This window comes from Paraclostridium dentum (assembly GCF_012922555.1).
Classification (GTDB): Bacteria; Bacillota; Clostridia; order Peptostreptococcales; family Peptostreptococcaceae; genus Paraclostridium; species Paraclostridium dentum.
The window spans coordinates 572,513-585,419 of record NZ_WIPK01000001.1 but is presented as its reverse complement, the minus strand read 5'-3'; the positions used below and the strand labels follow the sequence as shown (position 1 = coordinate 585,419).

Genomic DNA, 12,907 nt, shown 5'->3' with positions numbered 1-12,907 from the left:
AGAACAACTCTATAGGCTATAATTATTTTTATTTACTTTATAAATTAACACTTACTTACAAACAATATTATCTATAACTTCTTTACATTCACTTTCTATATCTTCTATAGAGTTGTGTATAAAGATTCCATTTCCGCATGCATATATATTTTTTCTTGATGTCATAAATGTTTTATCAACTTGCGGGCCTGTAGTTACTTGATTTAATTTAATATCACTTCTCATAGCTACTAATCCATCTGAAAGCATTGGATTTGAAAATATCAAAGTATCACAATCTACAAATATCTCTTGATCTCCTTTAGATAACTTAACTCTATTTATTCTTCCTTGTCCATATATAGATTCTATTGAATAGTTATCATATATATTATCAGTTAATCCATAAGTATTAGCATCTTTATCAGTCGTAATAATACCTACTACATTTATATTGTTATCTTTTAATTCCTTTTCTATCATGTACAGTGTAGCATTTCCAGCTATAAGTATTTCTTTACCTGGAATCATATGAGGCATATTGAATATCTTTTTAGCCATTCCTACAGTAAGAATTCCAGAACATCTATCTCCTACCATATTTACAGGTTTTCTTGACCCTTCTTTTGCCCCATTTGAAAGTATAATATTTGTACCTTTTATTTTTTCTATACCATTTTCAGGACTAGTGCAAAGAACTTCATTATTATCCTCTATTTTTAAAACCATAGTATTTAATTTTACATCTATATTGCATTTATCTAATTTATTTAATAAACTAACTTTGTAATCTTTTCCTAATATAGTTTTTTCTTTACTTATATTATAATCACCTAAATTTAAAGCTCCACCTAATACAGGGTCTTTTTCAATTAATAATATATTCTTGATTCCTTTTTCGTTAGCGTCTATAGCACATAGTATACCCGCTGCTCCACCACCAACTATAATTAAGTCATATGCTTTCATGATTAAACCTCCTTATATCCAATAACTGTAGAAGATTTGCAGTTTTTATTTACTTTACTTATATCTATTCCTAATTCTTTACTTAATATCATGCTTATTGGAATCATACATCCACTTCCTTGACATCCACCCATCATAGCACGAGTTCTTCTCTTGATTCCATCTAATGTCGTAGCACCTAGTGGTCTTCTTATTGCATCAATAATCTCACCTTCTGTTACAAATTCACATTTACATATCATTTTCCCGTAAGAAGGATTTTGAGCTATTAATTTATTTTTTTCTTCAATGTTTAATTCACTCATTCTAACCATTTTAGTTCTAGTCTCTTTAAAGTTTTCTTTTTCTTTTAATTGAATATTTTTAGAAACTATATCTACTACATATTTAGCTATAGCTGGCGCTGCTGTTAATCCCGGTGAGTCTATTCCTATTACATTTATGAAATTTTTGCAATCTCTAGACTCTTCTATTATAAAATCTCCTCCACAAACTTTAGGTCTCAATCCACTGAATGTATTTAAAACTCTAGCTACAGGAATATCTTTTATAGTCTTTTGACTCTTTTCTAATATTTCATCTATACCTTCTCTTGAAGTTTCTATAGTATCACTATGTTTTGCATTAGGACCTATTAATAAATTTCCATCTACTGTTGGTGTAACTAAAACACCTTTACTTAATTTACTAGGTACTTGGAATAAAGTTTTTTCGCATAATGTTCCTGCAACTTTATCAAATAAGCAATACTCGCCCTTTACAGGATCAATTTCATACTTTTCATTGCTAACTAAATAAGTTAAATAATCTGCGCCTAATCCAGCTGCATTTATAACTATCTTACTTTCAACAACTTCTTTATTATCAAGTTCTATTTTATAAGAATTTAACTCTTTTTTTATATTCACTACAGAATTTCCTAGTTTAAATTCAACTCCATTTTCAACTGCATTTTCACCTAATGCTAATGTCATTTCATAAGGACTTACTATTCCAGAACTTTTTACATATAAAGCTCCAACTACATTTTTATTTATATTTTTCTCTAACTCTAAAACTTCGTCTTTATTTAAAATTTCTAATCCCTTAACACCTATTTCATCTCCATTAGCCTTTAATTCTTTTACTTTTTCTAATTCTTCTTCATTAAATGCTAGTACTAAAGCTCCATTTCTTTTAAAAGGGAATTGAAGTTTTTTAGATAGATCATCCATCATTTCATTTCCTTCTAAATTTAATTTTGCTTTTAGAGTTCCTTTTTTTTCATTATACCCACCATGTATAATACCGCTATTTGCTTTTGATATTCCCTCAGCAACATCTTCATTTTTGTCTATTACTAATATATTTAAGTCATATCTAGATAACTCTCTAGCTATGGCACATCCTACTACACCTGCTCCTATTACAGTAATATCTTTCATACTGATTCCTCCTTCATAAAGAGCTTTCATATCATTTTTTGTCAAATTTTAGCTTTTCTAATTTCAAATATAGTATATACCCATTTTCACTATAAGTAAAATTTATAATTTTAATAATAATCATTATTTTTTTTAATAATAACACAATAGAATTTAAAATTTTTTAGCAAATACAGTCTCCTTAAGCGAAAAAAAGAGTTAATTAAATTAACTCTTTTTCATTGTTAGATTTTATTTTATTTTTCTTATTTATACTAAGTAGTTTAATTCCTATAAACACTAATATTAAACTTATCATTATAAGGATAATAAGCTTAAATACCTCAAAATTACTAAAGTCTATAGTTAAAGCTTCATTTAATTTGCTTATTAATCCATCAGATTTTGTTGAGTGCATTGCAAATACAGATATTGAATTATTTAAAAAGTGCATTATCATAGGTATAAATATTGATTTGCTCTTATAAACAGCATATCCTAGTGCAATTCCTAAAATACTAGTTAGAATAACTCTTATAAAGTCAATGTGCATAAATCCAAATAATATACCACTAAAGATTACACCCCATAATTGAGCTTTCTTCTCTTTACTTTGAGTAAATGAAGTAAATACGAATCCTCTAAAAAATATTTCTTCACATATAGCCGGCATAACTGCTATAACTATTAAATTTAATAATATACTATCATCTACTTTTAATGCCTCGTTTAGACCTTCTACAACCTGCATATTTTGAGGGAATAAATAAAGTAATATTTGACTTATTAAGTTAATAAATACAAATACACCACCCCAAAGGATTATCCCTCCTAATACATGTTGTATTTTAGGTATCTTTATATTAAATGTATTTTTAAAATCAGACTTAATATACCATGCAAATATTAATGGCATACCAATAATCATAATTTGCGTAGCTGCTATCCCAGCAGTTCCAAATTTTAATTGAATTAAACTTCCTAAATATATTAACAATACTACTCCAACTGCGTACAAAGTAACTCCATCTGCAACAGAAGGCATAGTTCCTTTTTTAATATTGCTTCTTTTCTCTAGTAATGCAAAGTTTTTACTACTTCCAAATAAAATTTCTTCCGAGTTAAACATCTTCGATAATAACAATACAGCTATTATAACAAACACAAGATTTGATAATAAAACTAAAGCTATTAAACTTATATTACTATTAAATGTTAGTACACTTTTAATAAGTAAAGATATATTAACTACAGGTATTGTAGCTGTGAAGCTATCTAATTCAATAGTAGGAACCATAGAAACATAAGATGGTATCATAACAAATAGTGTAACTGGTGTTATATAGTTTTGAGCATCTTTAAAGCTCTTAGCTAAAGAACATACACACATACTTACAGCTGACACTACCATAGCAAATAAGCATACACATATAAGTGTAATTATTCCAGGGAGCATCATTTGTGAATAATCAATGCTTATCATCCCCATTTCACTTACCATACCTTGAGTTGCAAGTAAAAATGCCATTGTTATAAATATAGATAAAATATTTAAAATTGCAGAAACTACTGCACAAAGCGATACAGCTAAATATTTTCCCATAACCAACTCTAAATTTGTTATAGGTAATGTAAATAAAGTTTCTAAAGTACCTCTTTCTTTTTCTCCTGCCATAACATCTATCGCAGGATATATAGCTCCCATTAAAAGTCCCATAATTAATACAAATGGTAATATCTGTCCTATTAAATGACCAGCTACTTCTTCATTTTTTGCCACATCTAAAGTTTTATAGCTTAATGGCTCAAGTGTAGATTTTGTATCTAATCCACTTTCTTTTATTTTATTTTCTACTAATTCTTCCTTATATGTATTTAATATTTTTTCTACTTCTTCTTTTGCAATGCTTGATGAATTTTCAGATGAGTCTATATAAACATTAAAATTTAGGTATCCATTTTTATCATTTATATTTATATAAGCATCTATATTTCCATCTTTTAAATCTTTTTTATAATCATCAGTAGTTTTTAACTCTATCTGACCTACTTCACTATTATCTTTTTTTCTTTCTTTATTAGTTTCATCAATTACTGAAACTAAAGCTTTGTTTGGATTTTTATTAAAAGCTATATTTATATTTTCTTTCTCCATACTATTCATAGACATAGACATAACCTGAGTCATACCTACCATAAGTATAGGGTATAAAATTATTGGTAGTATAATCATCATAAATATAGTCTTTTTATCTCTTAATATATCTAAAATTTCTTTTTTAAATATTTGTTTTACTATTTTATTCCTCAAATAAATTCCCCCTCTCACTTGCAAGAGTTATAAATGCATCTCTTAAATTGTTAGTTTTTGTATTTTCCTTTAATTCTTCAGGGGTCCCAATTGCAATAATTTCTCCTTGATGTATCATAATTATTTTGTCACACAAAGTTTCAGCTTCTTCCATATAGTGAGTTGAGTATAGTACAGTTTTTCCTCTTTGCTTTTCATTTTTCATAAAATCTATTATAGACTTGCTACTAATTACGTCTAACCCTAGTGTTGGCTCATCGAATATGTATATTTTGGGTGAGTGAACTAGACATCTTGCGATTGATGTTCTTTGAGTTTGACCTGTTGATAAGTTTTCGATTCTATTATCTATAAAACTTTCCATATCCATTATATTTATAACTTCATTTATAGATTTTTCAATTTCATCTTTTGGCATTTCATATAAGTTTGCAAAAGTTGTTAATAATTCTCTTGGAGAAAGTCTATTATAAAGTTTTGTATTTCCAGATAGATATCCAATTTCTTTTTTAGCTGCATTTTTATCTATTGAATAATCATATCCGCAAACTTCTATGTGTCCAGATGTAGGCGTTAATATTCCTCCAAGCATTCTAAGCAAAGTTGTTTTTCCTGCTCCATTCGGACCTAGTATTCCTAAGATTTCTCCTTCTTTTGCATTAAATGAAATATTATTTACTGCTAAAAATTCTTCTTTTTTTGTTTTAAATTTAGTTAAATTTTTCTTTTTTTTAGAATTGTCATCTTTTACAACTCTAGTAAAAGCTTTGCACAAGTTGTTTACTTCTATCATTTTATCCCCCTTAACTTCTAATTTAACAATTTTTGGATCTTTAAAACTATTATACTCCTTAGATTTGTAATTTAAAATAAAACTGGATTGAAATCGTTAAAATAAGGACTAAAATTAAATTTATCAAAATATTTTTTAATGTCTATAAATTTTTACAATTTTTATATTAATTTCATCTAATGTTTTTGAGTTACCTCGTTGTCTTATTTCATCCAACTTCCATATACCATTTTCATTTTTAAATTTCCAATACTCTACATAAGAAGTTGGAATGTACCTATTTCCTTTAGTTATATTTCCGTCTACTTCTATGTAATCTATCATAAACCCTCTTATATAAACCCATATTTCCCCTATATTTTCTTTGTTTGTATTATCTATCCCAATTATCTTGTGTGATAACAATTTAGGAATCCTCAATACATTCCTCTCCCCTTTAACCTTCATCCACTCAAGCTGTGTTTTATGATTTTGATATAACTTTTCAGTAGAGTAATCAATAGCTATATCCTGATTCATATTTGTCCAAGCATCCGACATAATATAAAATGTTTTTTTAATATCTTTATTAATTTTTTTCAAATTCCAATTCTGATCACATTTGCTTAAATCTACTAAAGCTACTTTACATTGCTTTTGCTTCTTTACTGCTTTAATACAGCAAATTATACTATTTGATTTTATAGCTATAATCATAAAAATAAAAAGTATAGCATTCTCAATTGGGTTTGATGATTTTTTCGAGTTGTAATTATATGAACTTGCATGACCTCTGCTTGAACTATGTCCTCCTGAAGAACTACTAGATCCCCCACCATGTCCACCTCCACCAGGTCTTGCAAAAGATATAGATGTAAACATAACAAAGATAACTATTAATACTATCAAAACGCTTAATTTTTTCATGTTACTCCCCTTTAACTAAATAAATAATTTTATAATATTTTTACAAAAAATAACAATTTTATATTTTATTATAATATATAATTTAAGTTAAGGAGTGTATTTAACAATTTTGTTACGTGCATATAATATATCTAAATTTCAATTTCCATTCCATCATATGCAAATTTTATATTTTTATATTGTTTTTCTAGTTTAGTATAATCATCATAAGACTTACCCCAATCTTCTTCTAAGTGCGTTATAATAACATTTTTTATGCTATAATTATTTTTTAAATTTTGTATTTCATCTAATGTAAATAGCTCTTTTCTAAGGGGATTATCTGCCTGTAGAATAAATCCATCTTTAAGTTCATCTCCAACAACCGTATTTCCTATTATAAGCAAATCTGCGCCTTCAAATATAATATCATTTGGAAATGGTTTTACATCACAAGGAGCGTATATAACTTTTTTATTATCTTTTTCAAATACAAATACAGTGGCATGATTAACCTTAAAGAAACTTGTTTTTATTCCATCTATTATTATAGAACTTTCTATAACTTTTCTTCTTATTAACTTTCTAACATTTTCATAATAATCTAAATATGACCCAAGTTTAAATTTTATAGAATTTATATCTTCCATTACATGCTCCATAGCTAGCACATTTACTGGATTAGTACATTCTTTTCCTTTAGAAATTTCTAACCAGTTTAATCTTATATGTTCAAATACCCTCATGCCAAGGGTATGGTCCGGATCAACATGACTATATAAAACATAATTTATTTCATCAATCTCTGAAAAATTGATTGCTTGAGTTATATCTTCAGGAGTGTCTATTAACATCCCCAAATCTTCTATAAATAAGCTACATCCATATCTAGAATACGGATTTCCTTTTAATCTAGCTTCTTTGCAAATTCTACATTTACACAGTGGCTTAGGAAGTGCAACACATCCTCCACTTCCAATTATTTTTAACTTCATAATTTTCAACACTCCTTTTATTTAGTAATACATATTTTCCCATTCACATTTTAAAATTGTCTTGATAAGCAGTTTATGCTAGAACTAAACTCTAATTTTTAAAATTTCTTACTTTTTTTATTGTTTATATCCGTATTTAATCTATATACTGTCTTAATTCTACTTTTATTTAACTATTCTACGATTTATACTACTTACCTCTTTTATTCTTTGTTTTAATAAAAAAACATTAAATTAAAGGACATTTTGCTCGTATATCTAATATATTAAATCTAGTTGATAATTTTGAAAAAGGGGGGCTAAAATGATATTAAAAGAACTTCCAATAAAGGAATTAAGACCAAATAATTTTTATATAAATAAAGATAAATTAAAAAAAATAAGAAAAATATATAACGAAGATAAAAATCCTGTCTTTCCTCCAGTACTAGTTGGGGTGATTGATGGAGAATACGCACTTATAGATGGCCACTCAAGGGCTATGGCTGCCTTTGAAAACGGCAAAGAATTTATATCTGCACAAATTCATCCAATAGAAGAGGTTCCCGGACCTACAAAGCTTTATTTAACTATTCATAATAAATCTAAAGAAATGGGACTTGAATCTATAGAAAGTTTAAGTGACAGGATAATATCTAATTTTGAACATGAAATTTTATGGGTTAAGTACTGTGATAACTTGCTTAAAGAATTACAATAAAAATACACTTAGTAAATTACTAAGTGTATTTTTATTGTAATTTATATTTACTTATCTAACTAAGTAGTTTATCTTTACAAGTTTAACAATTTCTCTAGCTTCTTCAGCCTGAGCTTTAGGAACTTTAAATGAAATAGGTGCATTATGAGGTATACCACTTTGACTTATAACCGTATTTCCATCAACTCCTATTTTTATATCAACATCTAAATCAAATGTAGATGCAGATTCAAAAGATATACTTTTTACGTTTTTAGAAGGGAAAAATTTAACTTCTACTTTTTTTCCACTAACACCTTGAACATCTACTAAGTATATACCATAATTTGTTAATATTATAGAGTCTCTTATAAAAGTAAATGCTTGTATTATCTCTTCTCCATCTATTAGGTAATCTTTAATTTTATTTCCTGCTGAACTATCTATTGATCCATATCCTGCTAACTTATTAAAAAAAGCCATTAAAAAATCTCCTCCAAAATAGTTTATTTTATGTAACATTATCATATTTCAATTCGCATTTCAAGTAAAGTGTATAGTATTTTAATTAAATGATTTATAATCTGTCGTATAATTATAAATCCATACTCATTCTAATCATATCTATACATTCTATTCCGTTTTCTATTATTTTCTCGTTATAATGTTTTTTAAAAAAGTCTTTATCTACCCCTGTTATTCTAAATCCGCACTTTTGATAGAAAGCTAACTGATATATACTTGAGTTTCCCGTCCCAACTTCTAGTGTTTTAATATTTAAATTCTTACTTGTACTTATAGAATTTTTTATTAAAACTTTGCCAATACCTTTTTTCTGATACGCTTCATTTACTGATATATTCATAATCTCTGCAGTTAATGCTCTAGTCTTTAATATTACATATGCACCTACAACTTCATTTCCAATAGATGCAACATATAAGTTACCTCTACTTATATAATCATTTATTGATTCTTTAGATGGATCTGCTAAGTATAATAATTCATATGGTATTTTTTCATTTTCATCTACTCTTTTTATATTGATTTTGTTCATTTTTCCCTCCAAAACATACTAATTAATTAGATTTTTTATCATATATACTATAAGTTTAAAGGATTTTCGAACTTAAAGTCGAATTTTATTTATAAAAATAATTCATATAATAATTGGGCTCATGTTTATTTTTTATGGTTATGGTAATTATAAATACAATTAGACTTATTTTTTAAACAATTTATAAAATTTAAAGGTGGTATTTTTATGAACAGAGATTTGAAGTTGAGACGAAATATTTGGTTTTGTTTAGGATTAATATTATTTCTAGCTACTATATGGAATATTTCATGTAACAGTAGCTTTGGATTTGTTTATTTAATTTTAACTATAATTTCTTCTATTGGAGCTCTAAGAAATCATAAAGAACTCACTGGTTATACTGATTAATTTTTAAATTCATTGAATTATATATTAAAGTTGTATATATTAAATATTTCTTTAATATATAATTCAATTTAAAATTATCATTTATATTTTTATATAAAATATAACTTATCTATATGTCATTAAAAATTCTTTTTCAAATTCATATTTATAAATTTCCCATTCTTTTTTTATTAAGTCCATATAAACTACATCTGAAAATTCACCAAACCTACTATCAAAGTACCCATCTCTAATTATTCCTATGTTTTTAAACCCAAGTTTTTTATATAATTGTTGTGCTCTTTTATTGTCAGCCATTGTTGTTAACTCTATTTTATTTAAATTTAAAAACTTAAACATGAAATCTATAAAATGATATAGAGCATCTAATCCATGACCTTTACCTTGTTCATCTATATTACAAATCTTGATTCCTAACTCTGCTTTTTGGCTTCTACTATCCCAGTTACAATAATTGATTTCTCCTATTGGTGTTGAGTCATCTTTTTTGCAAATTATAAATCTTTTGTCTGTAGGAAACATTGTTTCGTTTTCAAACTCTTTGAATAGTTTGCGTTTTATTGCTTCCTTGCTATTTAGAATTCCGAATGCATGTGTAGAGTGCTGCATCATTTCTCCATCATTCCACCATCTATATAAAAATTCTTCATCTCCCAATTCTAATGTTCTTATGAATAAATTCTTGCAAATTATCATTTATATCCCCCTAAATTATTTATTTTAAAATTTTCACACTTAAAATAATCTTATTTTTTTATTATCCTATTTATTCTCTTACTTTGATATATTTTAGATATATATGCTTAAAATCCTTTAATAAATGTAAATTTATTAACTAAATTTCTGAAAAAATCAATTTGCTATTAATTAACAATTGAAATATTATTTGTACTTTTTAAAAAAAGAGGGAGTTTAAACTCCCTCTTTTATCTTTATTATTTTAAGATTTTTTTAAATATACAACCATACAATTTCCATACTCATTGTTTTGTGTATTTATAGTTTTTTCAATTAAAAATCCAGCATCTTCTAATTCCTTTATATGATTTTTCCAATTTATAGATCTATATGAAGTAGATGCAACCATAACTTTTTTGCCTTCACTATTATTATTTCTTTCTTGGATTTCAAATGCTTTAGATGTATCAGTTTTTCCCTCTACTTCTCCATTTCCCATGTTTACTAAGATTGCATGCCCTCCCCTATCTAGCATATTATAAATTGATTTTAAAAATAAATTTCTATCGCTATCATCTACAAGCATGTGTAAAACTCCTACTGCATATATCCATTTATATTTTGTAATTTCTCTACTATCTAAATTTATTATTTCTTCAACTTCAAATTCAACATTTTCTAAGTTTTTATTAGCTAACTCTTTACACTTATTTATTGCAGATTCTGATGCATCAATTCCTTTTACTTTATATCCTTTAATTCCTAGGTACAAAGCATCTCTTCCTTCTCCACATCCAACTTCGCATATTTTATCTTGCTTTGAGATATTATAGTATTCAATCCATTTTAACAAATCTGGAGTTGGATTCTTAGAAAACCATAAAATCCCTTCAGAATGTACTTTTTTATATCTTTCATCATATGCTAGATAATATTTTTTCATGTGCCCTCCTAATATCAATTTTTATAATGGCTTTATAAATATAATAATATAATTCCTTTTTACATCTTACAAATAACCCTTTTTATTTTTCTTTGATATAGAATAGACAGCTAGATTTGTTTTACATTTAAACTCTCCTTCGTATTTCATTTTACTTTTAAGTATTACCTTTTTAGATGCAATATTTTCAACATCATGCATAGCAATAATTCTCCATATCTCAGTTTCTTTAAATATAAAATTTATAGCTGAAGCTAATGCTTCTGTAGAAATCCCTTTATTCCAGAATCTCTTACTTATGCATATTCCAATTTCACAACACCTTCTTTTCTGCTTTATATTAAATATATATATTTCTCCAATAACTTCTTTTGTTTCTTTTAGTTCAACTGCCCAGTGATATGACATTTCAGTTTTATAATCTCTAATCCATGTCTCAATTACTGATTTTGTATATTCCTCACTTATGTGAGGTTCCCATTGTAAAAACTTAGTTACTTCACTGTCAGATGCCCAGTTTTTAAACATATCTCTAGTATCACTTATATTGAATTTCCTTAGTATTAGTCTATCTGTAATAATATTTTTATCTTGTATAGATTCTAACACTTCGTTTTTCAACTCCCTTTTGAATTGCTTCAAAGTATATACGTTGTGAAATATAAATTTTCAATGTATATATACAATTAGATTTATGATATAAAAACCCTTTATATGTTATTTTAGTAAGTTTTCAAATAAAAAAAGCCCTGGAATAGATTTTTCACCTACACCAAGACTTTTTACTTAAGTTTCTATTTTATCAAAAATTTTTAATTTAAATAATGATATTTGCTATAAACTAATTTTATAGTTTAATCATTTGACTCTTGCTATAATTTTTTTATAACTTTTAGATAAAAAACTCTCATTTTCTTTTATATATCCGCTAGTATCTAACAGCCTCATATGATAAGAATATATTGCATACTCTCCCAACTTATCTACTAATTTATTGTTTACGTATGCACCAACAAAAGCCCCTATCCCAGGAACTAGTTGCAGTAACTTAGCTAAATCTATATAATCTCTATATTCTTGCTGAAACTTTCTCCAATCAAAATCGTTTATATCATCTGATAGTATATCTTTTGATTCATTAAAATGCTCTATATCTTTAAATATAGTATTAACATGATTTTGACTTGAAAATGCTAATTGAAATATATTTAATAAATATATCCTTTCTTTATAATCCTTAGTATCAAATCCATAAATACTTGCAATCTCATATAGAAGTTTTATTTTTATACTTAAAAGTAAAGGAAAGTCAGCAAGACCAACAATAATTCCTCCAGCTCCAGTACCTGCTCCTTCTAGCATAGCAGTTTTTTTGTATAATCTAATCTTTTCATAAGCTAGTTCATCTCGCTCTTGTAATGAAATGTTTTCAATCGGAGCTTTTGTTGTATATTTTGACCCAAACAAAACAACCTTTGTCATGTTCTTTATAGCTGTAGTAAGTATATTATGATAATTTTCAGGAAGTACTGAATTTAGTTTATTTTGAGCTTCTTTAGATGCTTTATTTATTATTGATGGCTTCTTTTTCATATTTTCTTTCCAATTTTCTAGTTCTCTTATCTGTATATTGTTATAGTCTTGCATTTTATCACCTATCTTTAATTATCTTAATTAAAAGTTTCCTCTTAGTAATTATAGTATATTTTATTATACATTAAACCTTATTGGTCTAATATATCAAAATTGTAATAACTGTTAAAATTAATGTTTTAGTTTTAATTTCATAGGGTATTTATTTTATTAGTAATCACAATACAAAAGA

General features: G+C 26.4%; 14 protein-coding genes. 2 read left to right on the top strand and 12 right to left on the bottom strand.

What is annotated here, in order from left to right:
* Positions 1-51: 51 nt before the first annotated feature.
* The 6 genes from GFJ41_RS02740 to GFJ41_RS02715 form a co-directional block, all read right to left on the bottom strand.
* Complete coding sequence (locus GFJ41_RS02740) at positions 52-948, bottom strand: FAD-dependent oxidoreductase (protein WP_170074535.1); 897 nt, start codon at positions 946-948, stop codon at positions 52-54.
* Between the two features lie 2 nt (positions 949-950).
* Positions 951-2,372 carry an NAD(P)/FAD-dependent oxidoreductase gene (locus tag GFJ41_RS02735; RefSeq protein ID WP_170074534.1) on the bottom strand — a complete coding sequence of 474 codons (1,422 nt, stop codon included), beginning with the start codon at positions 2,370-2,372 and terminating at the stop codon, positions 951-953.
* Positions 2,373-2,574: 202 nt separating this feature from the next.
* Complete coding sequence (locus tag GFJ41_RS02730) at positions 2,575-4,662, bottom strand: ABC transporter permease subunit/CPBP intramembrane protease (protein ID WP_170074533.1); 2,088 nt, start codon at positions 4,660-4,662, stop codon at positions 2,575-2,577.
* Positions 4,652-5,455: an ABC transporter ATP-binding protein gene (locus GFJ41_RS02725; protein ID WP_021430823.1), complete on the bottom strand. Its 804-nt coding sequence runs from the start codon at positions 5,453-5,455 to the stop codon at positions 4,652-4,654. Before GFJ41_RS02725 ends, GFJ41_RS02730 begins: the two co-directional genes overlap by 11 nt.
* Before the next feature lie 135 nt (positions 5,456-5,590).
* Positions 5,591-6,361, bottom strand: coding sequence for a Tim44 domain-containing protein (locus tag GFJ41_RS02720; protein WP_170074532.1), 771 nt, complete (start codon positions 6,359-6,361; stop codon positions 5,591-5,593).
* A 131-nt stretch (positions 6,362-6,492) separates the two neighbouring features.
* On the bottom strand, positions 6,493-7,335 hold the full coding sequence (locus GFJ41_RS02715; protein WP_170074531.1) for an MBL fold metallo-hydrolase: 843 nt from the start codon (positions 7,333-7,335) through the stop codon (positions 6,493-6,495).
* A gap of 304 nt (positions 7,336-7,639) precedes the next feature.
* On the opposite strand from GFJ41_RS02715, the gene GFJ41_RS02710 reads away from it, so the two are divergent.
* On the top strand, positions 7,640-8,035 hold the full coding sequence (locus GFJ41_RS02710; RefSeq protein WP_170074530.1) for a ParB N-terminal domain-containing protein: 396 nt from the start codon (positions 7,640-7,642) through the stop codon (positions 8,033-8,035).
* A 51-nt stretch (positions 8,036-8,086) separates the two neighbouring features.
* Here the strand turns inward: GFJ41_RS02710 and GFJ41_RS02705 are convergent, their stop codons facing one another.
* On the bottom strand, positions 8,087-8,497 hold the full coding sequence (locus GFJ41_RS02705; RefSeq protein ID WP_021430819.1) for a PH domain-containing protein: 411 nt from the start codon (positions 8,495-8,497) through the stop codon (positions 8,087-8,089).
* Between the two features lie 112 nt (positions 8,498-8,609).
* On the bottom strand, positions 8,610-9,071 hold the full coding sequence (locus GFJ41_RS02700; protein WP_206001489.1) for a GNAT family N-acetyltransferase: 462 nt from the start codon (positions 9,069-9,071) through the stop codon (positions 8,610-8,612).
* 207 nt (positions 9,072-9,278) lie between these two features.
* Between GFJ41_RS02700 and GFJ41_RS02695 the strand changes: the two genes are divergently transcribed.
* Positions 9,279-9,461: a hypothetical protein gene (locus GFJ41_RS02695; RefSeq protein ID WP_039966453.1), complete on the top strand. Its 183-nt coding sequence runs from the start codon at positions 9,279-9,281 to the stop codon at positions 9,459-9,461.
* Between the two features lie 105 nt (positions 9,462-9,566).
* Here GFJ41_RS02695 and GFJ41_RS02690 read toward each other — a convergent pair whose 3' ends face one another.
* The 4 genes from GFJ41_RS02690 to GFJ41_RS02675 form a co-directional block, all read right to left on the bottom strand.
* On the bottom strand, positions 9,567-10,157 hold the full coding sequence (locus tag GFJ41_RS02690) for a GNAT family N-acetyltransferase (RefSeq protein ID WP_021430817.1): 591 nt from the start codon (positions 10,155-10,157) through the stop codon (positions 9,567-9,569).
* Positions 10,158-10,401: 244 nt separating this feature from the next.
* On the bottom strand, positions 10,402-11,082 hold the full coding sequence (locus GFJ41_RS02685) for a class I SAM-dependent methyltransferase (protein WP_170074529.1): 681 nt from the start codon (positions 11,080-11,082) through the stop codon (positions 10,402-10,404).
* A 66-nt stretch (positions 11,083-11,148) separates the two neighbouring features.
* A complete protein-coding gene (locus tag GFJ41_RS02680) occupies positions 11,149-11,703 on the bottom strand; it encodes a GNAT family N-acetyltransferase (RefSeq protein WP_143709795.1) in 555 nt (184 codons plus the stop codon).
* A gap of 237 nt (positions 11,704-11,940) precedes the next feature.
* A complete protein-coding gene (locus tag GFJ41_RS02675; RefSeq protein WP_170074528.1) occupies positions 11,941-12,729 on the bottom strand; it encodes an EcsC family protein in 789 nt (262 codons plus the stop codon).
* Positions 12,730-12,907: the final 178 nt, after the last annotated feature.